This window comes from Halorubrum wangae, assembly GCF_051194135.1.
In the GTDB taxonomy this organism is placed as follows: Archaea; Halobacteriota; Halobacteria; order Halobacteriales; family Haloferacaceae; genus Halorubrum.
The window spans coordinates 196,147-220,515 of the sequence record NZ_JBLZNH010000003.1; the positions used below are offsets into that span (position 1 = coordinate 196,147).

42 protein-coding genes and 1 tRNA gene are annotated in these 24,369 nt (G+C 62.3%); 13 read left to right on the forward strand and 30 right to left on the reverse strand.

The genetic code is table 11. The features are described from left to right. The first annotated feature begins 22 nt into the window (after positions 1-22). Positions 23-1,030: a hypothetical protein gene (locus tag ACNS84_RS11030; RefSeq protein ID WP_435074917.1), complete on the forward strand. Its 1,008-nt coding sequence runs from the start codon at positions 23-25 to the stop codon at positions 1,028-1,030. A gap of 1 nt (position 1,031) precedes the next feature. After that, positions 1,032-1,781: a hypothetical protein gene (locus ACNS84_RS11035; protein ID WP_435074918.1), complete on the forward strand. Its 750-nt coding sequence runs from the start codon at positions 1,032-1,034 to the stop codon at positions 1,779-1,781. Between the two features lie 10 nt (positions 1,782-1,791). On the opposite strand, the gene ACNS84_RS11040 is transcribed toward ACNS84_RS11035, so the two are convergent. The 12 genes from ACNS84_RS11040 to ACNS84_RS11095 form a co-directional block, all read right to left on the reverse strand. Continuing rightward, positions 1,792-2,067 (reverse strand): hypothetical protein, encoded by a 276-nt coding sequence (locus ACNS84_RS11040; RefSeq protein ID WP_435074919.1) that lies wholly within the window; start codon positions 2,065-2,067, stop codon positions 1,792-1,794. Further along, a complete protein-coding gene (locus ACNS84_RS11045; protein WP_435074920.1) occupies positions 2,060-2,275 on the reverse strand; it encodes a hypothetical protein in 216 nt (71 codons plus the stop codon). Before ACNS84_RS11045 ends, ACNS84_RS11040 begins: the two co-directional genes overlap by 8 nt. After that, the gene (locus ACNS84_RS11050) at positions 2,272-2,484 is read right to left on the reverse strand and encodes a hypothetical protein (protein WP_435074921.1); all 213 of its coding nucleotides are present in this window, start codon (positions 2,482-2,484) and stop codon (positions 2,272-2,274) included. Before ACNS84_RS11050 ends, ACNS84_RS11045 begins: the two co-directional genes overlap by 4 nt. Then, positions 2,481-3,089 (reverse strand): hypothetical protein, encoded by a 609-nt coding sequence (locus ACNS84_RS11055; protein WP_435074923.1) that lies wholly within the window; start codon positions 3,087-3,089, stop codon positions 2,481-2,483. Before ACNS84_RS11055 ends, ACNS84_RS11050 begins: the two co-directional genes overlap by 4 nt. Continuing rightward, entirely contained in the window at positions 3,089-3,715 is a 627-nt protein-coding gene (locus ACNS84_RS11060) for a hypothetical protein (RefSeq protein ID WP_435074924.1), read from the reverse strand. The genes ACNS84_RS11055 and ACNS84_RS11060 overlap by 1 nt, the downstream gene beginning before the upstream one ends. Positions 3,716-3,812: 97 nt before the next feature. Continuing rightward, complete coding sequence (locus ACNS84_RS11065; protein WP_435074925.1) at positions 3,813-4,568, reverse strand: hypothetical protein; 756 nt, start codon at positions 4,566-4,568, stop codon at positions 3,813-3,815. Further along, on the reverse strand, positions 4,565-4,909 hold the full coding sequence (locus tag ACNS84_RS11070) for a hypothetical protein (RefSeq protein WP_435074926.1): 345 nt from the start codon (positions 4,907-4,909) through the stop codon (positions 4,565-4,567). Before ACNS84_RS11070 ends, ACNS84_RS11065 begins: the two co-directional genes overlap by 4 nt. 1 nt (position 4,910) lies before the next feature. Further along, complete coding sequence (locus ACNS84_RS11075; RefSeq protein WP_435074927.1) at positions 4,911-5,282, reverse strand: hypothetical protein; 372 nt, start codon at positions 5,280-5,282, stop codon at positions 4,911-4,913. Positions 5,283-5,376: 94 nt separating this feature from the next. Further along, positions 5,377-5,610, reverse strand: a complete 234-nt coding sequence (locus ACNS84_RS11080; protein ID WP_435074928.1) for a hypothetical protein — start codon at positions 5,608-5,610, stop codon at positions 5,377-5,379. 63 nt (positions 5,611-5,673) lie between these two features. After that, positions 5,674-6,399 (reverse strand): hypothetical protein, encoded by a 726-nt coding sequence (locus ACNS84_RS11085; protein WP_435074929.1) that lies wholly within the window; start codon positions 6,397-6,399, stop codon positions 5,674-5,676. Beyond that, positions 6,400-6,921 (reverse strand): hypothetical protein, encoded by a 522-nt coding sequence (locus tag ACNS84_RS11090; protein ID WP_435074930.1) that lies wholly within the window; start codon positions 6,919-6,921, stop codon positions 6,400-6,402. Further along, positions 6,921-7,229 (reverse strand): hypothetical protein, encoded by a 309-nt coding sequence (locus ACNS84_RS11095; RefSeq protein ID WP_435074931.1) that lies wholly within the window; start codon positions 7,227-7,229, stop codon positions 6,921-6,923. Before ACNS84_RS11095 ends, ACNS84_RS11090 begins: the two co-directional genes overlap by 1 nt. A gap of 236 nt (positions 7,230-7,465) precedes the next feature. Here ACNS84_RS11095 and ACNS84_RS11100 point away from each other — a divergent pair, with 236 nt between their 5' ends. Continuing rightward, positions 7,466-7,741, forward strand: a complete 276-nt coding sequence (locus ACNS84_RS11100) for a hypothetical protein (RefSeq protein WP_435074932.1) — start codon at positions 7,466-7,468, stop codon at positions 7,739-7,741. Positions 7,742-8,088: 347 nt separating this feature from the next. Here ACNS84_RS11100 and ACNS84_RS11105 read toward each other — a convergent pair whose 3' ends face one another. The 7 genes from ACNS84_RS11105 to ACNS84_RS11135 are packed head-to-tail and all read right to left on the reverse strand — an operon-like array spanning position 8,089 to position 12,158. Next, positions 8,089-8,913 (reverse strand): ATP-binding protein, encoded by an 825-nt coding sequence (locus tag ACNS84_RS11105; RefSeq protein WP_435074933.1) that lies wholly within the window; start codon positions 8,911-8,913, stop codon positions 8,089-8,091. Between the two features lie 2 nt (positions 8,914-8,915). Next, positions 8,916-9,476, reverse strand: coding sequence for a hypothetical protein (locus ACNS84_RS11110; RefSeq protein WP_435074934.1), 561 nt, complete (start codon positions 9,474-9,476; stop codon positions 8,916-8,918). Continuing rightward, positions 9,476-10,084, reverse strand: coding sequence for a hypothetical protein (locus tag ACNS84_RS11115; RefSeq protein ID WP_435074935.1), 609 nt, complete (start codon positions 10,082-10,084; stop codon positions 9,476-9,478). Before ACNS84_RS11115 ends, ACNS84_RS11110 begins: the two co-directional genes overlap by 1 nt. Next, positions 10,081-10,758, reverse strand: coding sequence for a hypothetical protein (locus ACNS84_RS11120; RefSeq protein WP_435074936.1), 678 nt, complete (start codon positions 10,756-10,758; stop codon positions 10,081-10,083). Before ACNS84_RS11120 ends, ACNS84_RS11115 begins: the two co-directional genes overlap by 4 nt. Continuing rightward, positions 10,755-11,546 carry a hypothetical protein gene (locus ACNS84_RS11125; protein WP_435074937.1) on the reverse strand — a complete coding sequence of 264 codons (792 nt, stop codon included), beginning with the start codon at positions 11,544-11,546 and terminating at the stop codon, positions 10,755-10,757. The genes ACNS84_RS11120 and ACNS84_RS11125 overlap by 4 nt, the downstream gene beginning before the upstream one ends. After that, positions 11,543-11,878 carry a hypothetical protein gene (locus tag ACNS84_RS11130; RefSeq protein WP_435074938.1) on the reverse strand — a complete coding sequence of 112 codons (336 nt, stop codon included), beginning with the start codon at positions 11,876-11,878 and terminating at the stop codon, positions 11,543-11,545. Before ACNS84_RS11130 ends, ACNS84_RS11125 begins: the two co-directional genes overlap by 4 nt. Next, on the reverse strand, positions 11,865-12,158 hold the full coding sequence (locus tag ACNS84_RS11135; RefSeq protein ID WP_435074939.1) for a hypothetical protein: 294 nt from the start codon (positions 12,156-12,158) through the stop codon (positions 11,865-11,867). Before ACNS84_RS11135 ends, ACNS84_RS11130 begins: the two co-directional genes overlap by 14 nt. A 163-nt stretch (positions 12,159-12,321) precedes the next feature. Between ACNS84_RS11135 and ACNS84_RS11140 the strand changes: the two genes are divergently transcribed. From ACNS84_RS11140 to ACNS84_RS11150, 3 genes are all read left to right on the forward strand, one after another. Continuing rightward, positions 12,322-12,483 (forward strand): hypothetical protein, encoded by a 162-nt coding sequence (locus tag ACNS84_RS11140; RefSeq protein WP_435074940.1) that lies wholly within the window; start codon positions 12,322-12,324, stop codon positions 12,481-12,483. Beyond that, the gene (locus ACNS84_RS11145) at positions 12,476-13,162 is read left to right on the forward strand and encodes a recombinase family protein (RefSeq protein WP_435074941.1); all 687 of its coding nucleotides are present in this window, start codon (positions 12,476-12,478) and stop codon (positions 13,160-13,162) included. The genes ACNS84_RS11140 and ACNS84_RS11145 overlap by 8 nt, the downstream gene beginning before the upstream one ends. Before the next feature lie 432 nt (positions 13,163-13,594). After that, positions 13,595-13,969: a hypothetical protein gene (locus ACNS84_RS11150; protein ID WP_435074942.1), complete on the forward strand. Its 375-nt coding sequence runs from the start codon at positions 13,595-13,597 to the stop codon at positions 13,967-13,969. A gap of 245 nt (positions 13,970-14,214) precedes the next feature. On the opposite strand, the gene ACNS84_RS11155 is transcribed toward ACNS84_RS11150, so the two are convergent. The 6 genes from ACNS84_RS11155 to ACNS84_RS11180 form a co-directional block, all read right to left on the reverse strand. Then, positions 14,215-14,493 carry a hypothetical protein gene (locus ACNS84_RS11155; RefSeq protein ID WP_435074943.1) on the reverse strand — a complete coding sequence of 93 codons (279 nt, stop codon included), beginning with the start codon at positions 14,491-14,493 and terminating at the stop codon, positions 14,215-14,217. Then, positions 14,490-14,717, reverse strand: coding sequence for a hypothetical protein (locus tag ACNS84_RS11160; RefSeq protein WP_435074944.1), 228 nt, complete (start codon positions 14,715-14,717; stop codon positions 14,490-14,492). Before ACNS84_RS11160 ends, ACNS84_RS11155 begins: the two co-directional genes overlap by 4 nt. Then, complete coding sequence (locus tag ACNS84_RS11165) at positions 14,710-15,159, reverse strand: ribbon-helix-helix domain-containing protein (RefSeq protein WP_435074945.1); 450 nt, start codon at positions 15,157-15,159, stop codon at positions 14,710-14,712. Before ACNS84_RS11165 ends, ACNS84_RS11160 begins: the two co-directional genes overlap by 8 nt. A 235-nt stretch (positions 15,160-15,394) precedes the next feature. Further along, the gene (locus ACNS84_RS11170) at positions 15,395-16,030 is read right to left on the reverse strand and encodes an SWIM zinc finger family protein (RefSeq protein ID WP_435074946.1); all 636 of its coding nucleotides are present in this window, start codon (positions 16,028-16,030) and stop codon (positions 15,395-15,397) included. Next, positions 16,027-16,410 carry a hypothetical protein gene (locus ACNS84_RS11175; protein WP_435074947.1) on the reverse strand — a complete coding sequence of 128 codons (384 nt, stop codon included), beginning with the start codon at positions 16,408-16,410 and terminating at the stop codon, positions 16,027-16,029. The genes ACNS84_RS11170 and ACNS84_RS11175 overlap by 4 nt, the downstream gene beginning before the upstream one ends. 166 nt (positions 16,411-16,576) lie before the next feature. Continuing rightward, positions 16,577-16,648: transfer RNA gene (locus ACNS84_RS11180), tRNA-Ala, on the reverse strand. A gap of 258 nt (positions 16,649-16,906) precedes the next feature. On the opposite strand from ACNS84_RS11180, the gene ACNS84_RS11185 reads away from it, so the two are divergent. From ACNS84_RS11185 to ACNS84_RS11195, 3 genes are all read left to right on the forward strand, one after another. Beyond that, positions 16,907-17,686, forward strand: coding sequence for a DUF120 domain-containing protein (locus ACNS84_RS11185; protein WP_435074948.1), 780 nt, complete (start codon positions 16,907-16,909; stop codon positions 17,684-17,686). After that, the gene (gene ribB / locus ACNS84_RS11190; RefSeq protein WP_435074949.1) at positions 17,686-18,423 is read left to right on the forward strand and encodes a 3,4-dihydroxy-2-butanone-4-phosphate synthase; all 738 of its coding nucleotides are present in this window, start codon (positions 17,686-17,688) and stop codon (positions 18,421-18,423) included. The genes ACNS84_RS11185 and ribB overlap by 1 nt, the downstream gene beginning before the upstream one ends. 249 nt (positions 18,424-18,672) lie before the next feature. After that, positions 18,673-19,602, forward strand: a complete 930-nt coding sequence (locus ACNS84_RS11195; RefSeq protein WP_435074950.1) for a branched-chain amino acid transaminase — start codon at positions 18,673-18,675, stop codon at positions 19,600-19,602. A 114-nt stretch (positions 19,603-19,716) separates the two neighbouring features. Here the strand turns inward: ACNS84_RS11195 and ACNS84_RS11200 are convergent, their stop codons facing one another. After that, the gene (locus ACNS84_RS11200) at positions 19,717-20,421 is read right to left on the reverse strand and encodes a DUF502 domain-containing protein (RefSeq protein WP_435074951.1); all 705 of its coding nucleotides are present in this window, start codon (positions 20,419-20,421) and stop codon (positions 19,717-19,719) included. Between the two features lie 134 nt (positions 20,422-20,555). Beyond that, entirely contained in the window at positions 20,556-21,395 is an 840-nt protein-coding gene (locus ACNS84_RS11205) for a proline dehydrogenase family protein (protein WP_435074952.1), read from the reverse strand. Between the two features lie 106 nt (positions 21,396-21,501). On the opposite strand from ACNS84_RS11205, the gene ACNS84_RS11210 reads away from it, so the two are divergent. After that, positions 21,502-22,044 carry a CDP-2,3-bis-(O-geranylgeranyl)-sn-glycerol synthase gene (locus tag ACNS84_RS11210; protein WP_435074953.1) on the forward strand — a complete coding sequence of 181 codons (543 nt, stop codon included), beginning with the start codon at positions 21,502-21,504 and terminating at the stop codon, positions 22,042-22,044. A 20-nt stretch (positions 22,045-22,064) separates the two neighbouring features. Here ACNS84_RS11210 and ACNS84_RS11215 read toward each other — a convergent pair whose 3' ends face one another. The 3 genes from ACNS84_RS11215 to ACNS84_RS11225 are packed head-to-tail and all read right to left on the reverse strand — an operon-like array spanning position 22,065 to position 22,988. Beyond that, a complete protein-coding gene (locus ACNS84_RS11215) occupies positions 22,065-22,340 on the reverse strand; it encodes a DUF7521 family protein (protein WP_435074954.1) in 276 nt (91 codons plus the stop codon). Continuing rightward, entirely contained in the window at positions 22,337-22,636 is a 300-nt protein-coding gene (locus ACNS84_RS11220; RefSeq protein ID WP_435074955.1) for a DUF7521 family protein, read from the reverse strand. Before ACNS84_RS11220 ends, ACNS84_RS11215 begins: the two co-directional genes overlap by 4 nt. 1 nt (position 22,637) lies before the next feature. Beyond that, positions 22,638-22,988 carry a helix-turn-helix domain-containing protein gene (locus ACNS84_RS11225; protein ID WP_435074956.1) on the reverse strand — a complete coding sequence of 117 codons (351 nt, stop codon included), beginning with the start codon at positions 22,986-22,988 and terminating at the stop codon, positions 22,638-22,640. A 161-nt stretch (positions 22,989-23,149) separates the two neighbouring features. Here ACNS84_RS11225 and ACNS84_RS11230 point away from each other — a divergent pair, with 161 nt between their 5' ends. The 3 genes from ACNS84_RS11230 (at position 23,150) to ACNS84_RS11240 (ending at position 24,350) form a co-directional block, all read left to right on the forward strand. Further along, a complete protein-coding gene (locus tag ACNS84_RS11230; RefSeq protein ID WP_435075166.1) occupies positions 23,150-23,815 on the forward strand; it encodes a plastocyanin/azurin family copper-binding protein in 666 nt (221 codons plus the stop codon). Positions 23,816-23,920: 105 nt separating this feature from the next. Beyond that, complete coding sequence (locus tag ACNS84_RS11235; protein WP_435074957.1) at positions 23,921-24,103, forward strand: HVO_0416 family zinc finger protein; 183 nt, start codon at positions 23,921-23,923, stop codon at positions 24,101-24,103. 88 nt (positions 24,104-24,191) lie between these two features. After that, positions 24,192-24,350, forward strand: a complete 159-nt coding sequence (locus ACNS84_RS11240) for a DUF7563 family protein (RefSeq protein WP_008002314.1) — start codon at positions 24,192-24,194, stop codon at positions 24,348-24,350. The last annotated feature ends 19 nt before the right edge of the window (positions 24,351-24,369 follow it).

The following is a 24,369-nucleotide window of genomic DNA, read 5'->3' on the forward strand; positions in this document are numbered from 1 at the left end:
TCTCCTCAGTTTTGTTATTATAATGCCTCCTCGCAGTGAAGAAGTCCGGACAGCGCTTGAGATGGTTCCAATTCACATTATACGGAAGATCATCGATGAGCGCGAGATTAATTTCACAAGCAGAAAATCAAGTGAGTTAATTGAACAGCTTCTACAAGACGGCTGGACTGACGAGCAGTTTGAGGATTTGAAACACAGACTCGCAAAGATAGAGCTCGAAAGGCAACCTTACAGTAGATACGTATCTGAGTTGGATCATATAACTTCAGGGCTAGAGGATGCCCCTGAACACGAACGGGTTGAACAGGTCTTATCAAATCAAGAATCTGACTTTGATGATGATAATCAGCTAGTTGAGCCGGGTTTCGAGATCTCTGAGGTCAGCGAGGAATTCGTGAAAGGGATTCACTGGACAGAATCCATCAATTACTCCTTGACCCCGCGGAACGAGATCAAAAAACAGCAAACACTCTACGAAACCGGTTTTGAAATTAACTTTGAAAATGAAGCTGTCTTTGTCGACTGTACAAGAACTGCAAAAGCGTCTGGACTACTCAGCAAATTCGAATCACTAGGCATAGAAACAACTTCTGTTGGCCATAGTGACTTCACCAACTCTCTGGCAAATGACCTGGTCCAGGATTTTGTAGACGATCTCAATGAGAGATTAGTTGAAAAGCATAGTCAGCGAACAGTTGGGGCCGATGACCCACTTGTTTTGGAGATTGATTTGGTGAATCTCTTGCTGGATGAAGCCAATCTGAAAGATGTGAAGATTGGAGGTCGAACAGATATAATAGAAAATAAAGAAGTTCGACGGTTTAGAGACGACCATGATTCAAGAATAGTTCGATTGGAGGGTGAATTCTTGTTGGACGGAAAATGGTACTCATTCAAAAGCGGATACTCGGATAGTATGGGTCAAGTGAGTGTTGAGAAAAAAGGCAAGATTGAGGAAGCACCTGAATTGGTTGAGAAAGCGTTTGACTTTTTATTTGAATCCTACGAGGACTACTTCGTAGACATTTAGAATGGCGAGAGATCTCCAGTTTGAGGTACAGTACCTGCTTTCACTGACACTCGTCATATTTGGACTGTTGTCTGCCAACGCGATCAGTCGCTCTGTAAATAACTGGGTTGGGTTGAGTGTTGTTCTACTCTTAGCAGTTTATTTTTCACTCTTCAATATTTTGTATTCTTTTGAGCAATCTACGTCTATTGAGGTAGACTTCATCAGTAAAATGAACAGATATGCTAGGCCTGTATTACTACTATTATCGGCGAGCTTCGCATATTTTGTCGTTCACACCATCTTAGCGGTTGCTCTAGATAGTTCGTTATTAACTGGAGTTTCCACATCCGTTACGCAGCAAATCATTATTAAGTACGGTGTTCCAATTGCTCCTATAGGGGTGATAACCTTGGTAATAAATCTGTTTGTCGTTGGCCCAATAAAAAAATATGAAGACGTCAACACCAAGGTTATCCCCAACTCAATCAGAGTCTTCCAATCGCGAGCGACTACGCAACCACTCACGATCAAGATCGAAAACGATGGGAAGGAACCAATTCCGTGGGAACTCTCAGTAGAGACTCCCGAAGATGTTAATCTGAATGCAAATAATACGAGAGAAGGTGTATTAGAGCCTCACAGAGCATTCCGGGAATCATTTGAGCTATCGCACAGTTCAGAAACCCGACGGAGCGATGTTCTTACAGTAAATATCGACTTTGAAGGCGCCTCCCGCGAGGAAGAGGTTGAACTGCGACTAGAGTTCTGAGTTTAATTCACTATCCTGAGCTGGCGTAGGTTTCGATTTTCCGTATTAGTGGATAGAGCAAACGCTTCCACAGCTGATCGAGCGGCGTCGGAAAGCCGGTCATATGCTCAATCACGTCGTCGAGAGCGACCAGCAGGCCGATGAACGCGAAGCCAGCGCCCGTCGCCGGGTAGTACGGCCAGATCGACGCGAAGCCGAACAGCGCCAGCGCCACGCCGACGTAGAAGTGGTGCGGCGCGAGCGCGTCTCCATCCGGCTCCTCCTCGGGGTCGAAGATCTCACTCATCGCTGGCTTCCTCCATCGCGGTCTCCTCGTCCATGCCCGGCGGGGGACGGTACGGGAGCTTCGCCAGCACGAGCCGACCAAACCCACGAAACCGCTCCTGCGCGAAGTAGGCCGGGCACATGGCTCCCGCGATGAACGCGACGAGCATCAGCGCGAGCGTCTGCGTGTTGCCCGACAGCGCCGCGCCGACGGCCTCGACGCCCGTCATAACGCGCCCTCCGCTTCGAGCGCTTCGCGGTGTGTCGCGACCATCTCGACGAGCCCGTTCCACTCGTCGTTTCGCTCGGTCCCGTGCAGGGTTCGCTCGTGCTGTTTCGCGAGCTGCCAGACCGCCAGCGCCGCCGCGAAGGTGCCGGTCGTCGCACCCGCCGTGATGATCGCCGCCGCTGAGACGATCCACTGCACGATCGGCGTCACGACGGAACCACCCCCGCGGCGATCGACCAGAGCGGTCGCGTGTAGGTGTAGGCGACCCCGACGAGCACGACCGCGCCGAGGCCCCACGCCCACGTCGGTACGATCTCCCAGAGCCGGTCGAGCAGCGAGAGGCGCATGTCTCCGTCGTCGCCTCCGAAGTCCACGTCGTCGCCGAACCAGCTTCCCCCTCCGTCGTCGGGTGCCTCCTCGGGCGCATCGTCTGGGTCGCTGAAGACATCGATCGACTCAGAGAGCCGGCTGGACTCCTCACCGGTCTCAGCCATCCGGACATACGCCTCGTATCGATGCGTGCCCTCCGTCTGTGGCGCCTCGAAGCTCACCTCCGACGTTGCCTCGTAAGAGACCCCAATGTCGTGCTGCTTGGCGCACACGGTGTCACCGACGTACTCCTCACCGTCCGGGCCGACCAGCACTCCCTCGGTGAGTAGCCCGTAGTTGTTCCCTTGATTGCAGCGCTGAGCGTTCCACGGGTTGATCCAGTTGCTCGTGTTCGTCATGTCGATCCGGGCTGTTGCCTGGTCGCCCGGATTAAGCGAATCCGGCAGATCGACATCCTCGATCTGAACTCCCTGCGCTCCTGCCATCAGCTCGCCTCCGAGTAGTAGAGCGCCCCGCCGCCGACTGCGAGCAGCGCCACGGCGCCGAGAGTCGGCGAGAGACCGCCGCCATCGATGGACCCACCGAGACGGTCGGGGATGGGGAGGTCGTTCATCAGCGACTCGATGCGCGCCTCGTAGGCCGCCTGCTGCTCGGCGAGCACGTCGTCTAGCTGCACGTCACCCTCACTGCCGTCACCAGACGAGCCCCAGTCCAACCCGGTCGCCTCGTTCCACTGCTCGGTGACGTTGGAGCCCCCAGCGAGGTTTCCGCCCGGCAGATCCTCGTCGTCGTCGAGGCCGTAGTCGGTCGAGCGGTCGTTATCGATCGTCCCAGCGATGTCGTCCCCTTCGTCGTCGGCCCCCGAGTCCGAACCGCTCCCGTCGTCCGTCGTGGTGAGGTCTGTCGTCGTGCTCCCGGTGTCGTCGCTGTCGTCGTCGTAGGCGTCGAGCAGGTCGCCGCCCATGTTGCTGCCGCTCAGGTCGACCGTGCCGCCGTCGTCGCCGTCGTCGTCGTCGCTGTCGTCGGCCCACGGGCTGACCGTGCCAGCGTCGACCGTGCCGCCGTCGTCGTCGCTCTCGACGTCATCCGCCCACGAGTTGTAAACTGCCATCAGGCAGCCCCCGCGCCGCTGTTCAGACCGCTCAGTTCGCCCTTCGTGACTGCTCTATCCGTGTTTATCATTGTTTGAGTGATGTTCTCCGACAGCCTCACAGCGTTATCTCGATGTACGGCGTTTTCACCGACGTCGCGTTTGCCGTGGCTGTCACATTGATGTCCCCGTCAGCCCCGCCCGTCCCGAAGTTGTAGTCAAAGGCGAGCACCATCTCGCCTGACACCCAATCGGGAAAGTTCACTGCGCCGTCGATCCTCGTTGCACCGCCATCGGCCGAGTCCGTGTCTGCGGGGACCGAATCGTTCACGACCTCGACGCCGCCGCAGGTTGCCGTGAACGTGATCGACCCGCTACTGATGTTCGGGCCGTTGTAGGTCACGTCCATGTCATACTCTACGCGGTCGAAGGACGTCGCCGGAATCGTCCCCGACAGGGTGCCGCTGGTGCCATCGAATATCGGGATGTACTCGGTGAACGACTCGTTTACCGCCTGCGTCGTTTCCGGCTGGCTACCCTCGTAAACCACTGTCTCGCCCGCCTTCGGGTACTGATCCGCATCTACGCCACCCAACGATCCGGCGTCGGCGGCGGAGGCTACGGAAACGGCCGAGCCGTCGATCACCGACTCTATATTCGCATCCGATCGGTGGTCCGCCGCCGTGATCCCCGATAACTCGGAGTGGTCGGTAACTGTCTGCTCGATCCAGTTCCCGCCGTCGTAGACGTATGCCCGGTTTTCTGTGACGTGATAGAGCGTTTGCCCCTCCTCGACGGCCTCAGTCGGGTATCCGTCCTGCACGTAGGTATACGCCTTCTGAGAGCCACCTGCGGCCGGCGGGAAGCGCGTCATGCTGTCACCCGCAGGTCGAGGTCGACCGGCGTGCTGTTCGATCCGGTGACGCGCACCGCTGCCGCGTCGTACTCGATGAAGATGACGTCGCTATCGGCCTGATCGTAGCCGACCGGGGAGCCGACCATCGGCTCGTACCAGTTCACACCGTCCGGGGAAAACTCGATCTTGAGGTCGAGAGCGCCCTGCGTGTCGACGTAGAGCGTGGCCGTCGACGCTGCCCCAGTCGCAGTTGACAGGCTCGCCTTGACGCCCCCCGAGATGTCCTCGGGTCCGTCCGTGAGGGACTCGCGAGAGGCTCCGCGGGCCTTGATCTTCTCCACCTCTGCGTCAAGCCCCATCTCACTCACCTCCTCCTACGCGCTCGTAGCCGATCGGCTGGATGTGGTACTCTCGCTGCGTATCAGACAGGTTCGTCACCTGCACCTCCAGCTCCTGCTCAAACTCGTAGGCCGGTACGAAACAGACCGCGAGATCGTCGATGTCGGTCGGCGGGATCCCCGCCGGACCGTAGATCTGCTCGTCGTCCGTCGCGATCTCATAGCTCGACTGCGAGCGCTTCGAGACCGCGACCGTCGGGAGTACGAACCCTTCGTTGGTCCGCTGGCGGGCCGTGTAGGTCACGGTCGCCTGTTGACCCGCGCCGATGTCGACCGTCACGGGCTCATTGACCGGGATGTCGTTCGCGCTCGGCGCCGGCACCACGTCGGTCACGCGTCACCCCCGTCGCTCTTTATCTCCGCTTCGAGCCGGGCGCGCTCTCCATCGGAGAGGTCCTCCACCTCGACGAAGGTCTCCACGCGCTCGCTCATGCGCCCACCCCGTTCAGCGCGAGGTAGAGGAACCCGAGCGTCCCGATCGCGCCGATCAGGTCGGTCAGGAGTTCCAGATCACGCCGTGACCATCGCGAGTTCGCAAGCCACACAGAAAGCGGGCTCTCGATGTTGCTCACGTCCACGTCGGTCGCGAGGCCGTTGCTACTCTCGGCAGCGGTTCCGCCCGCGCCGCCGGCCCCCATCGTCGTCACGGGGCCGTCGCTCATGGACGGGCTCTGCCACGGGTCGCCGTTGACTGTCGTCGAAAAATCGGGCATGGTAGAACCCCGCTACTGGCCCATGTCGGCGCTGATGGCCGACCGGAGCCCTTCGATCTCGCCGTTGGCCTTCTGGGCCGGGGCCTGAAGGAGCACGTTCGTCGGCTCCGTCTCGTCCCCGTCCGGGTCGGTCCAACGGACCTGATACGGTGCCTTGATCCGAGCGGTCAGCTCCATGTCGCTCGCGACGAACCGCTCCAGGGGCGACTCGTCGAGCGTGAGGTACTCCGGCTGCTCGGACTGATTCGCCTGATGCACGAGCCCGAGATTCGCCTCGTAGAGCTTCGCACTCGACGACTGCTTCGCGCTCGGCGTCTTCTTCCGGAGCTGGAACGTGGCCGCTTTCCCACTGATGTAGTAGGCGTGAACGGTGACGGCCGACCCCGGCCCGGAGACGGTGAACTCGTTGGCGTCGTGGTCGATCGACTTCGGCGATCCCTGATAGGCGCCGTCGAACCAGATCACCACGTCCTGCGTATCCGGCGATTCGACGAGGTCGTGCGTCACGGTGAACGTCTGATCGGTCCCGTCCCCGGCCGTGGTGAACGACTGGTAAGCGGGGATCGCGACCCGGAACGGGTTGCGCCGGCCAGTCCGGAGCGCGAGTGCCGTGTCGGCCACGAGCGCCGCGATCTCAGAGAGCGACCCCTGCGAGTTGGTCGACGTTTCGAACTGCCGGGGCGAGAGCGTCGTGTTCCGACGGCCCGCCTCCCGCAGCCGGTCCATCACGTCGACCATCTACCGCGAACCCTCCTTCACCGCGGCGTTGTCGATGTAGAACTCCGACTGCGACCAGTCGATGACTGCTGCCGACTCGATCGACACGTAGAATGCGTCGATGTCCCGCACGTCGTGGAACGGCGCTGCGCCCGTGTTGGAGGCCGCCTCGGGGTACTCCAGCACGACTTTCGCGTTGTCGATGTTGTCCACGTCGCGCTGCACGGTGAGGCTGTTCTGATTCCAGAACGAGATCTGTTCGATCTGCTCGCTCACCTTGTGCGTGTCGTCGTCCCCAGCTCGGCGGAGCTCGAACTTCACCCGCGTGTTCGTCGGGAGCGGGTCTCCGTTCGAGTCGCGGAGCTTCATGTAGATCGGGATCCCAGTCTCAGATCCGCGGTCGACCTGATTCAGGAGGCGGATGAACGTGCCGCGGTCCGGGTCGATTTCGAGGATCGGCGTCGCCCGCTCAATGCCGGACGCGTTGGTGTGCTCCACGACTTCCTCAGCAGAGTCGCCGTTCGACAGGTAGACGTCCACCATTAGGCGAGCACCTCCGTGAGGGAGTCACGAACGCCGAAGCGCTCCATCAGCGCGAGCAGGATCGCGACGCCGCCGCCGACCTGCATGTGTCGCTTCGTCCGACCGTCGATCATCGGGGCATACTCAGCCCCGGCGATCACGGCGACCCCGCCGAGTTCGGCGGGAGTGTTGAAGCCGCCGACGGTGTGACCGTCAGCGAGGTAGCCGAGCGATTCTCCCGCGAGGACGCCTCCGCCGACCGCACCGGCGTCCATCGCGAACTGCGTATCAGCCAGCTTGTCGAAGCCAGCCGTTACATCGTAGGGCATGCGACCGGAGCAAAACGGAGTCCGACTGTAAGAGGGTGACCCGCTAAGTCGGCCTCTATCGGGCTTAGGTGAGGTTTTCTCGCAGACCGAGGCGAAAAGCGCCGTGACAACTGGTTTTTGTTTGATACTTCACCAATTTTCACTCAATACAGGGTTGATTTCAGTCATCGAAATTCCCCTTACTTGTTGGGAATGTTTCGGGAAAGGATATATCATAAACGCGAACCTATATGCGAATGAGAATGGTTGATATTGACCCAATAACGGCAGTGTTTGGTATTCCGCTTGCAATTTTTCTCTTTTTTACTGTTGGACTAAGAGTGAGTGAGGCACGAAACGAGGCTGCAGCACCACTTATCAGTAAGTGTCCAACTGTGCTCTGGGACATTGTAACGGGGGGAATTGTTGGCTTTGAGATCACCTCGTATATTGAGTGTTTGACTGGAGGTTTGATTTTCATAGTAGTACCTGGTGCGCTCGGTATTGCAGCACTGGCCTTCGTGAATAAATAATATAATTCATCCACTGGTACGCATGATTATAATGCCTGATTCAGAGATAGATTTGCATCATCCTACGCTCATTTCCTCTGATAATCGCTGACCTGCTTATAACCCACTGTGAGTCAAGAAATGCCACCAGAATTCTTAGATATCGGGTTTCAATTGCCTCAATAGAGAAAATTAGCGTTCTCGTGGGTCTTCGTAGGGAAGCCCATACTGCCGATAAAGGAGTAATAGATCCTCAAACACTCTTGCGTTTGCTACCTCGTGTCCCCTCACGTCTTCGATTTCTTGTTTTATATCTCGGAAACGATCGGCTCGTTCTCCGTAGAGTCCTACTTCTTCGCTCGGTCGGCTCATAACCCTACCTCAATGCGTTTCCCTTCTGCCCCGACGTGCTCACACTCCGGGTCGTAGCGGTTGGACTCGACGCGCTCGATCTTCCCCGAGTCGTCGGAGTAGATCCACTCCGAGTTGACCGTCTGAGGGTCACCGTCGGGGCCTTCGTCGACCCACTTCCGGACGGAGATCGCGCCCTCGTTGGGAGCGTGCAGCTTTGCCGGGAGATTCGGCACCTCCTGCCCGCCCGTGTTGTGCGCCTCCTTCGGGTACTCAAGCACGTCTTTCACGGCGTTGAGGTCGTTCCCGGACTGGTAGCCGCCGAGGAACCGCGCGGTACAGTTGCCGACCACCTTCTTGCAGAGCTGCGCGAGCCGCTGGGTCACCCAGATCGACGACGTGGCCGAGCCGCCCTCGGTCCTGCCGTCCGTCGCGAGATCCTTGATTTCGTCCGGATAGCCCTCTCCCTCCGGGGCGATTCCGTGCGCCTCGTCGATGACGATCAACACGTCGTGATCCGACTGCCGGCATGCGAGGATCACATCCCGAGCGACCTCTTGCCAGTCGTCTTTAGAGACGTGGCGGCCGACGACGAGCGCCTCGTTCTGGTCGACCATGTCGCCCCAAACGTCCGGCCCGAAGTGGTCTCGTTCTCGGGGGCCGGCGAACCAGTGCGCCGCGAGTCCCGGTCCGGTCTCCTTGCTCACGAGACCGCGGAACTCGTCGGACGTGTCCAGCACGACCACCCGATCGTAGGTGTCGCCCTTGATGTTCTTCTCGGCGAGGGCGTGCGCCAGCCAGCCTTTGCCCCATCCCGAAACCGCCGATACCAGCATGTGCATGGTTACTCCTCCTGTTCTGCGAGGGCGCGGATCCCTTCAGTGTGCGTCTCGATCGGGCCGGCGACGAGCGACTGCAATAGCCGCGCCGGGTCGCGGTCGACCACCTCTGCCTCGAACTCGTCGAGGCCGAGCCCGAACGTCTCCCGAGTGTACACGTCGGCGAGGTCCCGGTCGGTGCGGTCTGCGACGCTGTCGCCGGCCTTGTCGCGGTACTTCTGAGCCCACGCCTCGATCTGGGCGCTCCATTCGTCGGCGTCGACATCGGCGAACTCTCGCGCTTTGTCGGTGTTCTCCAGCGCCTCCGGCGCGACGTGATCGACGTAGAGTCCCCAGAGGTCGCCAGTCTGCTGGGCTACGATCGCGTCGACGAGCTGGGCGACGCGCTCCTCGGTGGCCGGCGGTTCGTCGAGGCCGAGCGCGTCCGGGTCGGCGTCGGTCGCCTCGGCCAGCGTCCGCATCGCCTCGCGCTGGTCGTTCTCCATCGCTGCGAGGGTCGCGGCGTAGGTCTCGATCTCCTTCTGCATCATCTGCTTCAGCGCCTTCTCCTGCATGCCGCCGAACATCAGGCGCTCACCCCCTCACGGACCGTGCCGACGAGGTCGCCGGCTACGTCGCCCTCCTTGACCAGCACGGTCCCGCAGACGATCGCCGTCGACAGGAGGAGCGCCTGCTTGTCGCTCATCTCCTCCATCCCGCCCATGTCCTCTACGACCGCGTCGAACTTCGCGTCCAGTTCGACTGGCGGTTTCGTCGCCAGCTCGGAGACATCTTCCGAGGTCATCTCCGAGGGCTCACCGCTCATTTCCTCGGTGATCTCGGGGAGCAGCACGGCGAGGATTTCGACATACATCTCGCCCCACGAGTTGCCGTCCGAGGGGGTCGTCGAGGGGGTATCGCCCCCCTCTTCGGACCCTTCGTCTTGGGTATTGCTGTCCTTGGTCGCGTCGGGCGATTCGGACCCCTCTTCGGTGGGGGTATCGTCTTCCTCTTCGGCGTTGATCTCCTCGGTGACCGCCGAGAGGTCCACGTCGGCCCGCTCGTCGTCGTCGATCGGCGGCCGTTCGTCCCCCTCGTCGCCCCCCTCGGCGGGGGTCTCGTCTCCCTCGGCAGGGGTATCGTCGTCGTGCGATTCGTCAGGGTCGGCGTCGTCGTTGGTGGGGTCGTCAGTCATGTTTCGGTCGGCGTGAACTCCATGTCGTCCGTGTCGGTGCCCTCGAAGGGGTCAGATCCTCCATCTTGCCCCCATCCAGTGCCCCCACGTCCGCCTTCTTCGGCGGTCTCGTCGGGGTTGGTCGCGTCGGGCGATTCGGAGGGGTCCGATCCCCGTGAACCGACCAGCACTGCGACGGCGAGGGCGCCAGTACCCAGCACGAGGGCCGTGCCGAGGCCCATTCCGCCCCCTTCAGCGGGGTCCTCGTCGGGGGTATCCGCGTCCTCTTCGTCGGTACCCTCCTCAGAGGGGTTCGGATTGGCGCCTTCGGAGGGGCCCTCGTCGGGGGCATCTGCGCCCTCCCACTGCGCGGCGTATTCGTCCTCCTCGTCGGGCGATTCGGTACCCCCGTCGGAGGGGTCCGGATCGAGGGTATCCGCGCCCTCTTGGTCGGTACCCTCCTCAGTGGGGTCCAGATCGGCCCCTTCGGAGGGGGTCTCGGTGGGGGTCTCGTCCCCTTCGTCGTCGATACCCTCTTCGTCGAGGCCGTAGGCCGCCGGGTACCAGTCGTGATGGCTCCGGTCGGTCGCGGCGGTGACGTGCTTGTCGTCCTTCCGTCCGTGGAGGTGCGACCGGAGCCCCTGCGGCGTCCCGGCGTAATCGCACCCGTCGATCTTACAGGCGAGTTCTGTCATGCTTCGATTTCTCCTGCGGTGATTGGACGCCCGCCGAGTTCGTCGAACGAGAGCGCCTCCTGACCGAACTGGCGACGAACCTCGTTGATGCCGGCGGCGGCCTCTTTGGACTCCGCGATTCCGGTTCGATACTGGTCCCAGAGCTTCGAGAGGGCCCCGTAGGCCTCCCCGGTCATCGCCTGCGGGTCCTCGCCCACCGTCTCGTCGGCAGTTTCGGTGAGTTGCTCGGCTTCATCTTGATCGAGCCCGCATGATTCGACCAAAAACTCACACGCGTCCCAATCGCCGCTCTCGCAGTAGTCGAAGGCGTGGCCGCACTCCTCGCCCTCGACGCGGGCGGCGGCGTCCGCCTCTTTCTGGAGGGCTTCTGTTTCGGTCGGCCCGTCGTTCACGTCGGCGCCCGTCTGCTGCTGGCGCACCTCCTCAATCCGCCCCGTGTTCTCATCGGCGGTGAGTTCCGGATCGTAGTGCGCCTCCCAGTCGTCGATCCCGGCGTCGAGAAACGCGGCCTTGACCGCGGTCACCTTCCGATAGTTGTTCGATCCCGTGAACGGCCCCACACGCCGTTTTTCGCCGTCCGTGAGTTCGGTGTGGCCGGCACCGCCTTCACGATCGGCGCGGCCGTCAGCGGCGATCCCGCGGATATCGGCCTCGACGTCGTCGGGGATGTCGTCGGCGAGCTCGACTTTCGCGAACCGCCGATCGAACCGGCCGGTCAGATGCTCGGCGTGCTCTTCCCGAACCGTGTTGGCGTCGGAGCGCGTGCCGAACTCCACGATCTCGGTCACGCACTGCCCTCCGTGACTAACCGGCTCGCATCGAGGTCCAGATCCGGCTCGCGGTCCAGTTCGATTTGGAGATGCGTGTAGTCCTCGGCGAGCACCCCTTCAGTGTCCTCTCCGTCGGCGGCGTCCGCGCCCATCCCGTCGCGGAGCACCAGGGCGTTCTCACCGGTCGGATTGAGGTCGCAGTAGCGGCCCGGCTCCTCGTCCCAGTACGGCGCCGGGAGGCGGTACTGTGTCGCCCGGCGGTAGATGTCGCGGAGCCGCGAAAGCGCCGTCTTCTCGCCCTCATCCTCCGGTTGGAGCGCGAGGGCGGCACCAGCTTCAGAAGCGTGCATCGCCGATCACCGCCTCGACGAGGGCCACGGCTCCGATACCGAGCAGCAGTCCCTTCGCCGCGGCCTCGTAGCTCTCCAGCGTCGTCTCGGCTGACGACGCCGACTGTGCACTCCGGCCCGCGCGCTCCGCCGCGACGTAGGCCATGAACGCGTAGTAGTCGTCGAACTCGTCGACACGGTGCCAGTAGTCGAAGTGTGAGGCCAGCTCCGGATCGTCGTTCTCGACTACTTCCTGTGCTTCCTCGAACTCTTCAGGCGTCGGTAGGTCAGTTGAGACCATACCTGCACATCACCCCGACGCTGTATGATTTTTATTACTGATTGAATAACTGAACAAAGTAAGAAGAGGAGACAAACCGATGCTGGTGTCTGAGAAACCCCCATATCACACACCCACCTAATTAACGTTAGAACTAACACGTAGAACAACGTTGTTGAGGCACATGCCGAAACGGACCACTACAACGGTGTCCCAGAACAGCAACGGACAGTATCAGGTGACGATCCCGAAGGCGATGGGCGACGCCCTCGAGCTCGGCGGCGAAGAAGTCGAATGGGGGATCGAGTCGTCGACGAAGCTCTCGCTAGAAAAAGTCGATGAGTAGGGCCGCCGCGTTCATCCGGAAGTCGCAGGGCGGCGACGACGACGTGTCGCTCTCGATCCAGCGAGAGGAAGTCCCGGCGCTCGCCGAGTCGCTCGCCGAGGAGGTGGAGACGGTCGACCTCGGAGTACACACCGGCTTCAGCATCCACATGAAGTGCGCGGACGACGAACGGATCGACGCGCATCCGGAGGTCCGCCAGCTCCTCGACGACCTGCGAGCCGGCGAGTACGACCACCTCGTCGCCTACGACGACACTCGCCTCGCTCGGGATCAGTTCTACTGGGAGATCAAGCGGGCGGCGATCGTCGGCAGCGCAAAGATCTCGTTCGTGCAGGAGTCACCGGACGATGAACTCACATTCCGTGTTCAGCGAGCCGTAGAGAGCGACGTGAAGCGGCGAGAGATAGAGAAGTCGCAGGCCGCCCTCACTGCCCGCGAAGAGCGCGGAGACGACCAGGGCCGCCCGCCGTTCGGTCTCCAGTACGACGACGACGGGCGCCGGTGGGTCGCCGATCATGGATCCGGCGAGTTCGCGACCGCCCTCGAAGTGATCCGACTACGCGAAAAAGGAGAGTCGTGGCGGAGTGTCGCCGAGAGTGCCGGCGTTCCGCGTTCAACCGCCCGAAGCGTTTTCGAGCGACGGGGAAGGTATCTTGACGAAGCTGAAACGGTTGTGTAGAATCGGTGTGGAACAAAGAGGCTCTGTTGAAATCCTTAACCGGTGATATGTTCCCAGCGTTCTGCTGAATACAGAGCGCGTATCTATCCAGAGATGACCTTTCGATAGCCTTTCCGGAGGATTTGCCCCACACCTACGATAGCAAGTATCGCTGCACCAGTTACAACCGCAGAGTGGACGATTTTATACGACGGAAACGGCGTGTACCGACCGAGAATGAGCAGCGTCGTCGCTATTAACCACAGAATGTACAATCCGATACCAGTTCGATAGAGGGTCTTCCGCATGGAGGGTGTTTGAAAGGCAATCCACTTCTTATTGATGTCCTTCTGCTGAACTCAGCCTCTGTATCTCGCACGCAGATTCTACCAATTTCTAAGGATTTCAACAGAGCCAACAAAGAATAAGTTAGCTGACTTTGGGAATCTACTTATGCCAATATTTGGTGAGTTGTCATCGCTTCTCTCGTTAGCTAAGGACGTGAAGAAGTCCTACGATTACTGGAAGAATTACAGCGGTGAGGAGATAATAATCCAGTCTGTAGAGTTTTTTGAGATGGAAGGCCGGATTAAACATGGTATTACTGGAACAGTTGACGAAGTCCAATCAGTACCCCCCGGATTCATTCTCAAGGATGCTGATGAGTTCTACAATACAGAGACATTTGAGACAGGGCAATACGGAATACCAATAGATGGGCGTTCGTTGACTGGAGAACACCACGAGAGAATATTCATATCTTTTGATAGCATAGATAGAATATCATTTGCCGGTGAGAGTAGGGAAGACGAAACTTTCACCGATTAAAAAGCTGACTCAGTCCGTTCTTTTGGATTCTGTATAGAGAATCCAAAACTCATCGGAACCTTTCTCATGGGGCCAGATTAGTGAGTAAAGTCGTGCTTTTGATGACAGATATATAGCTGAACCCCGTATTCACAGGCATGAGTTCCGAGATGTACCTCGCGTTCAGCTTGTACGGCGTGGTGATCCTGATGATTGCGTTGTTTAGGGAAGAAGCCGGCATCTGAGAGACATTGTCTCCGAGTTTATCAGACGGCATTTTCTTCCTCCACGATCCAAACCTTCCCGCACTCTTCGCAGAGTATCTCACCGTCGTCGATCTCGGTCACACAGACCGGACAGCGATTTACTTCTCCGTCGTCCTGATCAACACCACCGTCAGTAACTAGGAGAGTATTGCCGGGTTTTTTATCTATAATATTATGCCAAAATGTTGTCTCAGTGGAGTGATAGCCACTCCCTGTCAGAGGCGATCCCCGCCTTCCTCCTTTCAGACTGTGGCGGTCGGTGCTATCGGTGTTGCTCATCGGCCTACCTCGACGTATTCAACGTAGTGCGCGGCGTTCTGCTCGTCGTGGTCGACGAACCGATCTTCGCCTGGTTCGACGTGGATCCGCTCGCTGTGGTCGCACGACAGGCACGTCACCTCGTAGATCCGGTGTCGCCGCCGGTCGGCCGACTCCTCGACGTCGCGCTTCCCGCGGAGATCGACGTTCGGCGCCGCGCCGACGACGCTCACCTCGTTACGCATCGTTCACCTCGTCGCTTAGGCCGGCTTCCGGCGGGTGGACGGTAACGAACACCGCCCGGATGTGCGGTGTCACCGCGATTAGCCCGGCCTTCTTCAGCGGCGAGAACACCATCGACCGCACCGAGTCGCTCGGCACGTTCGTCTGGCTCGCAACCATCGCCTTCGCGGCACCGACTTCGACCATCTGATCGTCTCCGGTCGCCTCTCGCAGCGTCTTGTACCCGCTCTGTGCGGTCGGCGGGAGCCCGGCCAGCGCCGCGGCCATCACCTCGTCGCTGTCGCGGTCGGCGGCGCTCTCGTCGTCGATGAACGCCGTCCGGATCGCGTGCCGCATCGCCTCCGACTTCGATCCGTACTCTTCGGCAGCCTCGTCGATCGCGTCGAGCAGCTTGTCGTCAGTCACTCGCGCCGTCAGTCGGGTCCCGCCCGTCTCGGCGCTCATCGACTCACCTCGCTTCCGGTGACGGTGCTCGACACGCCAGCCACGCGCTGCGGCGCGCGCGCCGCCTCCAAGTACGCACGCACACTGCACGCACGCAACGGGAGAGACCGATTTGAGAGGGTACCCCCATGTGTGTGACAAAGTTCGTTTCCGGCAGTAGAGCCTTTGTTACCTCCGAAGACTCCGGGATCGGTGTGTATGACACGACCGGCGTTTGTCACACAGATCACGGCGTTCATCGATCGACCCCCTCGCCGAGCAGGCGACGATCGTCGGTGAGCCCGTCGCGGCGGGCTGCGGTGCCGCCGTCGGCGCGGAGTTGCTGTTCGTGCTCGGCGACCTTCTCGCGAGCAACCCGGAGCCGGTTCGAGACCGTGCCGGGACTGCTGTAGCCCTTCTCGCGCTGGAACTCCCGGACGCCCTTGTCGCCAAGTTCGCACGCCAGATACGCCTCTCGCTGCTTGTCTGTGAGGTACGGGTATCGGCGCTCGGCCGGGTCAACGGCGTCGAGGTCACAGATCCGGACCACTCGCCCGTTGATGTCCCGCTCCGGCGTGACGCCGGTCCACGCGGCCTTACGGACGGCGCAGAGATGGACGCAGGGGCCGTCGTTGTACTCCCAGCCCTTGCAGTCGCAGAGACCGACGTGATGCCCTCCCTCGCGGGCTAGGACGACGTGATGCCACTCCTCGCCGTTCGGGCTCTTGACCTTGAACGCAAGCCGGCTGATCGTCTTGATGTCCGACTCGTAGGGGATCGCCTTCTTCCAGCTCGTATCGTCCGTGCCGGCCAGCCGCTCGAAGTTGATCGACTCGCCGATCTGCGTGTCGACGCGACCGGCCGCCTCGAGCGCGCTGTGCGTCTGGCTCATCGCTGACCCCCGTCGGCGTAGTAGTTCTGCACCAGTTCCGGCGGCTCACACTTGTCCAACGGCGGATTCGCGCCGCGGATGAACGTGCCGACGGACCCGGCGGCCGGGTCGTTGACGTGGTCGCAGATCGACTCGACGACATCTGACTCCTGAACCTCGGCCTTCTCCACGATCTCGCCGTCCGCCATCACGTTGACGCGGTAGTAGGCGCCGTCTTCGCGGAGGTAGCCGGACCACCCGCAGTTATCGCACCAGAACGGCAGCTCGCCGTCCTCGTCGAACAGCCCGGAAAAGGTGCGCCGCTCGGTTTGGACAACCTCGATCTCTTCCTCGCCGAGGTCGACGTTCGTCTCCGTCTCACGGTCGCCGTCTCTTCTCACGCCTGACCACCTCGCGTTTCCTTCGCCAGACGGCTGGGGGATGAGTCGGCGGCCTGTTTAATTCGATTCGGCGATCCTCTTCTTTCCGGCCTTCGTCTTCTCGAAACGACAGCGAAATCTCTTCTTCTTGGTGTTCTGCTACCTTCGCAAAAGCGAGGGACTGCTATGGACTCGCGGGGATTTGAACCCCGGGCCTCTTCCTTGCGAAGGAAGCGATCTGCCGCTGATCTACGAGCCCTTACCCGGAATCAATCACCGTTCGTATTTGTACCTTACCTTTCGACGACCCGCACGCGAGTGGTTCGCAGGCAGCGGCGGTCGTCACGGCTCGCGACGAACTCCGCCGATACCGACGGGATTAGGTAGCCGTCGGTCCGAGTTCCAGTCGAAGCGGACGGGTGTCGAGCACTCGATACCCAATCGAAACCCGGTTAACGTTTTTGAGATGTATCCCATATTCGTTACTCTTTTGCCTGCGGACGGCAGAGTGTGACGTATGGCAGAAGCGACGGCGACGACGGACCCCGACCCGGCGGCGATAGCGGCCCTGAAACACGTCGGGCTCGTCGGCGGCCTCACCGAGACGAAAGTGTCGTGCGCGGCGCTGGGCGACCGGCTCGACGCCTCGACGCAGACCGCCTCGCGCCGACTCCAAACGCTCGAATCCGCGGGCTACATCGAACGCGACGTGGTGGGCGACGGGCAGTGGGTGCGCGTGACCGACGCGGGCGAGGCGGCCCTCCGCGCCGAGTACGCCGACTACCGCCGGCTGTTCGAGAGCGAGGTCGACCTCGTCCTCCGCGGCGCCGTCACCGGCGGAATGGGCGAGGGACGCCACTACATCACCCTGCCCGGCTACGCCGAGCAGTTTCGGTCGCGGCTCGGGTACGAGCCGTTCCCGGGGACGCTCAACGTCGACCTGAGCGAGGAGAGCGTCCGGCGCCGCGGCGAGATGGCCGGAATCGACGCGGTCCCCATCGAGGCGTGGGAGGACGAGGACCGTACCTACGGCGCGGCCTCGTGTTACGGCGTCACCCTCGTCGCCGGCGGCGACCGCTACGAGGAGGTCCACGCGATCGTTCCCGACCGGACGCACCACGACGACGACCAGCTGGAGCTCATCGCCCCCGACCGGCTCCGCGACGCGCTCGCGCTCGACGACGGCGACGAGGTCGAAGTGCGCGTGGCCGCGACGAGTCGAGTGGACGACCCGGACGACGAGACCCTCGACGACGCCGCGGACGACGGCGACACCGCGGAGACGGAGGTGGCCTGATGCGCGCCGACGCCGCGGACGACGGCGACGCCGACGCGGAGGTCGCTGCCGAACCCGGACCGACCGCCGACACGACCGAGCCGGTTGAGCGCGCGCTCGACGCGTTCCGCGCGGGCGACCCCGTCTGCGTCCACGACTTCGCCGACCGCGAGGGCGAGACGGACATCGTGTATCCGGCCGGCGCCGTCGACGAGGCGGCCGTCGCGCACATGCGCAACGACGCCGGCGGCCTGATCTGCGTTGCGGTCGGAGACCGCGTCGCGGACGCGTTCGGCCTCCCGTTCCTGGCGGACGCACTCGACCACCCCGCGGTCGACGACGACCCCGACTACGACGACCGCTCCTCCTTCTCGCTACCCGTGAACCACCGCGAGACGTTCACGGGAATCACCGACGAGGACCGCGCACGAACCATCGTCGAACTGGCGGCGTCCGCCACCGCGGTCGACGACGACCCCGACGGGTACGGCCCGGAGGACTTCGCGGCGGAGTTCCGCGCGCCCGGCCACGTCCACGTGCTCCGGGGCGACCGTGAGGGGCTCGCCGGGCGGACCGGCCACACGGAACTCGGCCTCGCGATGGCCGAGGCGGTCGGCGCCGCCCCCGCCGCCGTGGTCTGCGAGATGCTCGACGACGAGACGGGCGCCGCGCTGACGCCCGGCGACGCCGAGGCGTACGCGACTCGCCGCGGGATTCCCTACGTCGAGGGCGCTGCGCTCGTCGAGGCGCTGCAATAACCGACCACGGTAGCCGTCTGCGCGCGCCTCCGAGCGAGCGGCCGCGGCGACCGTGGCGACCGCGAGGTGCGCGTGCGAGGGAGTCGCGACCGGAAGGAGCGACGAGGATGGGGCTGTAGTGGTGTTTTCCCTCGATTCGCGTTCGTGTACGGATAACCGACTACCGATGAGTGAGCAAGCGACGTCCCCGGGGGTGACCGCGTTCTCCGCATGTCACAGATTTAAGCCCGCCGACCGCAACGCTCGACTATGGGATTCGACGAGATGGACGTCGACACGATTTGGAAGAACGGGGAGTTCCTCGATTGGGAGGACGCGACGACCCACGTTCTGACCCACGCGCTCCACTACGGCAGCGGCGTGTTCGAGGGCGTCCGCTGTTACGACACCGAGCAGGGCCCGGCGGTGTTCCGGTGGGAAGAACACCTCGATCGGCTGTTCGACTCCGCGAAGATGTACAACATGGAGATCGAACACACCCGAGAGGAGATCACCGAGGCCACCCTCGAACTCCTCGATCGGCAGGACCTCGACTCCGCGTACATCCGCCCGATCGCCTACTTCGGGTACAACTCCCTCGGCGTCTCGCCGCAGGACTGCCCGACCGACCTCGTGCTCGCGGCGTGGCCGTGGGGCGCGTACCTCGGCGAGGAGGCATTGGAGGACGGCGTCGACGTGATGGTCTCCTCGTGGCGGAAACACGCCTCCTCGCAGGTGCCGACCAACGTGAAGACCACCGGCCTGTACGTCAACTCCATGCTCGCCGGTGAGGAGGCCCGCCGGAACGGCTACGTCGAGGCTATCGTCCTGAACAAGGAGGGGAACGTCGCCGAGGGGCCGGGCGAGAACATCTTCATGGTGAACGACGGCGAGATATACACCACCGGGCTGGCGCAGTCCATCCTCGAGGGGATCACCCGCGACACCCTGATCACGCTCGCGGAGGAGCGAGGCTACGAGGTCCACGACGAGGCCGTCATCTCCCGTGGCCAGCTGTACACCGCCGACGAACTGTTCTTCACCGGATCCGCGGCCGAGGTCACCCCGATCCGCTCCGTCGACGACACCGAGATCGGTACCGGCACCCGCGGCCCGGTCACCGAGGAGCTACAGCAGGCCTTCTTCGATCTCGTCGAACGGCGGACGGACGACCACGGCGAGTGGTTCTCGTACCTGTAACGAGCGACTCACTGCAACGATCGAGCGGCTTCGCTGCTGTTTTGGAATAAATACGCCGCGCTCGCATCGAGCGAGTATATCAACGGCGCTCGCAGGTCGCCCCCGCGAGCCGCGTCAGTCGTTCCCGCCGTCCGCCGAATGGCGCTCGCGCTCTCTGGGCGTCCCGTCGGTCCGGACGCCGCCGATGTCGCCGGAGCGTCCGTTGCCCCCTTCGGGCGGGCGCTCCTCCTGCACGGGGACCTGATGAGCGGACTCGGCGAACCCAGCGGAGAGGACCCGAGTCATCCCCTCTTCGACGGTCTCACCGGTCTCCTCGATGCGGTCGGGCTCGACCTCGATGACGAAGCCGGTGGTGATGTTCGGCGCCGTCGGCATGAACAGGACAATCTTCCCGTCGCGGGTCTTCTTCCCTGTCCGGAACGCCGTCATACGGATCCCCGGCCACGTCTCGATGTACACCGGGCTCTGGAGTTCGTCGGTCCCGGAGACGGCCGTCTCGATGGCGAGCTTGGAGGCGTTGTACACCACGCGCAGCGCTGGGATGCGGTTTATGGCGCCGTCGACCGCGGACTCCGCCAGCCGTCCGAACGTCGTTCGCATGAAGTAGCCGACCGCGAGAACGACCGTCGCGAACACCGCGAGCGCGATGATCACGCGAGAGATCGGCTCGAGCGGAGCGGGGATGATCTCGGGCTGTAACCCCTCGATGAGCGGGATCGAGGCGATGTACCGGTAGATCCACTGAATGACGAGGAGAAGGACTAGGAGGGGGGCCAACACGATGAGCCCGCTGGCGAAGTCGCGTTTCCACGTGGACATCTATCGAGTGGGTATGTGACGGCGACGCTTAAGAGGGCTTCTACGCGACGAGCGACGCTGGCGCATGCTCGTCGGAAGACGCCGGCACGTACTCGTCGAGGGGCGCGCACCGGGTGCCCCGGCGTCGGTTCGGATCATCGTCCCACGACCGCCCGCAGGGCGAATCTCAGGTTCTCCTTACGCTCGCGGACGCGCCGGTAGAAGTACGAGAGCCACTTGTCGCCGAACGGCGCGTACTGGACCACGTCGACACCCTGCGCGGCGAGGTCGCGCTGAGCGTCCTCCCGGACGCCCATGAGCATCTGAACCTCGTAGTCGGTGCCGTGTTCCTGTGCGAGCCGGTCGGCGAGCGCGATCATCGCGGGGTCGTGGCTGCCGACGGCAACCCCCCGATCTCGGCGCTCGAAGAGGAGGCGGAGGTCCTCACGGTACGCCTCGTCGACGCGCGACCGGTCGGTGTACGCGATCGACGCGGGCTCGTCGTACGCCCCCTTCACGAGGCGGATCTTCCCCGGGACATCGACGAGTCGATCGAGGTCCTCGTGCGTCCGCATGAGATTCGACTGGAGACACTGGCCCACGCTCCACGGGTACTCCTCGGCGATCGATTCGAAGGCGTCGAGGGTGGCGTCGGTGGTGTCGGCGCCCTCCATGTCGCACCAGACGAAGGCGTCGCGGTCGTGAGCGTGGGCGACGATTTCGCGGTAGTTGTCCTCGAACAGGTCGGCGGAGACGTCGAGTCCGATCTGCGACGGCTTCACCGAGACGCAGGCGTCGAGACCGCTGTCGGCGATGTCGTCGATGAGCGTCAGATACGTGTCGACGTCCTCGCGGGCGGCCGAGGGGTCGTCGTAATGCTCGCCGAGCAGGTTGGCGATGACGGCGACGTCGTCGGCGTTGCACGCTCGAACGTGATCGAGGAGCTCCGGGACGCTCTCGCCGGCGACGAACCGGCGCGCGATCGGCGGGATCATAACGGCCCTGCGGGCGGCGGCGACTTTACTGTTGTTGAACCAAGGGGTTCGAGGACGGTCGGCGGGGATCCGTGGTTTATAAACCGACGACGGCTGTGGACCGCGTATGATCGGTTCGCTCGTCGCGACGGCGTTCTGGGCCATGGTGCCCGCGTACGTGCCCAACAACGCCGCGGTCCTCGCCGGAGGCGGTCGCCCCATCGATGGCGGCCGCGAGTGGCGCGGGGCGCGCCTGCTCGGCGATGGGAAGACGTGGCGCGGCACCGCGGTCGGCACCCTCGTCGGCGTCGTCCTCGCGCTCGCGCTCAACCGTCTCAACGACCCGGCGAGCGCCGCCCTCGGCGTGGACCTCCCGACGTTCGCGCTCCCCGCGGCGGTCGCACTCGCGTTCGGCGCGATGTGCGGCGACATCGGCGCCTCCTTCCTCAAGCGCCGCTCCGGCCGCGAACGCGGCGCCGCGTTCCCCGGACTCGACCAACTGGACTTCGTCGTCGGGGCGCTGCTGGCCGTCTTCGTCGTCGACCCCGACTGGGCGCTGGCGACGTTCACCCCCGCGGTCCTCGCGGTCGTCATCGTGATGACGCCCGTGCTCCACGTGGTCACGAACGTCGGCGCCTACCTCCTCGGCGTGAAAAACGAGCCGTGGTAGGCGTAACGCGGGGATCTAGGTCAGCGGAGAAACGACCGAAGTAAGACGAGGAAGCCGCAAGCCAGCGCGACGGACTCCGCGATATGGACCTGAGTGAGCGTCAGGTCGGTGAGCTGATAGAGGAACCCCTCGACGAGAACGCCGAACGTGATGAACGCGAATCCGATCGTCGCGTCGCGAAGATAGCGTGTTCCCTCGCGGAGATAGGCGCGAAAACTGATCGCGGTCGTCGCGAGTCCCAAGGAGAGGAGGAGGACGCGGGTAAGCGTTAGCACGGTCGCCCAGTCGCCCGTCATGGTGTCTCATCCTCCCGCGGCCGGTCGGGGAACTGACCGTGCAACGAGTACAGGATGACGAGCATCCCCACGGCGACGAGACCGGTCTGGATCGTCCCCGATAAGAAGATAGACAGACCGAGCACATCGAAGAGGATACCTTCGAGCACCGAGCCGACAGTGATGAAGAGGAAGCCGACGGCGACGTACAGCATTGGCTCGCTGTCGTAGGCTCTGTATCCTTTGTACGCCTGTTTCGTTATTAACAGCCCTAAGCCAACCGTGACGAGCTTCGCGATGACGAGTTCGATGTGCATGTTATAGCTCCCTGATGTCGCTCCAGATGCGTGAAAACCGCTGTGCGGCGTCCTCGCGGATGTGAACGTCGACATCGATCGTGCCGTCGTCGACGTCGATATCGAGGTGGTCGATGTTCGCCGCAAACACGCTGTGGTGGCTCCCGTCCGACTCGATCTGTGTCCGTTCGACTAAGAGGTCGCAGGCGACCATCTCCTCGGCTCGGCGATAGATGGTCGAGGGCGCGACGTCGCACTCGTCGCTGAGCTCCTTGGCAGACAGTGGCTCGCGGCTCGTCGCGGCCAGAACCTGTCGGACGAGTTCTTGACCGAGGAGTTCGAGGAGTTCGTCGTTGCGACCGTCTGTTGACACGGAGATTCCTCCAGATACCGATACTGACCGTCGAATTGTAATATAAGAGCCGTTTTGCGTCGCGTGCAAAACAGGGTGGCCGTCTATGATACACTCGCCTGTACTCTCAGGTGGAGAGGTATCCGACAATGACAAACCGAGCACACTACACGCGTCGGCGGATGGTACAGCTGTCAAGTGCTGCTGCAGCCGTCGGTCTCGCGGGCTGTTCGAACGCGTTGACGAACAGCGGTGAGTCAGACTCGGACCCCACCGGTACGTCGGAAGGAGCGGATCATAGCGGAGATGAGGACGGCCACGGCGACGGTGGAGACGAGCACAGCGACGACGGTGGAGACGAGCACAGCGACGACGGACACGACGACGACGGGCACGGGGCGGTCGGTGAGCCGACCGCGACCGCCGCGGTCGAGATGATAACGACCGACGACGGCGGAACCCACTTCGCACCGCACGTTGCCAGGGTCGAGACCGGCGGGACCGTCACGTGGACCCTCGAGAGCGGGAGTCACAACGCGGCCGCGTACCACCCGGACAACGACCAGCCGCAGCTCGTGCCAGACGGGGCCGAACCGTGGGACAGCGGTATGATCTCTGAGCACGGGGCGACGTTCGAGCACACGTTCGAGACGGAGGGCGTGTACCACTACTACTGTATGCCACACGAAAGCACCGGGATGATCGGGAGCGTCATCGTCGGCGAACCGGACGCCCACGGGCAGCCCGCACTCGAGGGCCCGCCGGCTGACAAGCCGGAGGCCGTCCGTGAGAAAATCACGGAACTCAACGAGATGTGTAACGAGGCCCTCGGACACGGCCACGACTGAGCGGCCCCGTCAACCGTTCGGTTAGCCCCTCGGCCGGGCGCGTGGTACCGAGCGGTCGGGAACCGTGGGAAGATATTTATACTGGCGTGTCATTGTTTACCATGCATGTCCAGTAGTGCACCCAGCTCGGACGACGACGTGCTTGACGAGTTCCTGTCCGATCGCGGCCACGAGACCGAGATCATACGCTGGGAGCGATCCTATAACAAGCTTCAGTGTCCGGAGTGCAGTGCACTCCACCCCGAGGGATCGGCGCGGTGTGACGTCTGCGATTGGCGCCCGACCTGACGTCGACATCGCCGCACGGGTGATTCGCGGTTTTCTTTCGACTGAGAGCGGCGGCAGTGTTATGTGGTATCAATCGAGAGGGATATTCATGCCGACCTGCCAGAACTGTGGTTCGTTCGTCACGACCGATTACGTTCGGGTGTTCACCCCGAACGAGGTCGACCGTCCTCGCGTCTGCCCTGCCTGCGAGGACCTCGTCCGCGACGGCGCCGACGTCCGAGAAGCACGCGCGACGCGAAGCAACTGAGTAGTCCGGCTCGCGGCCC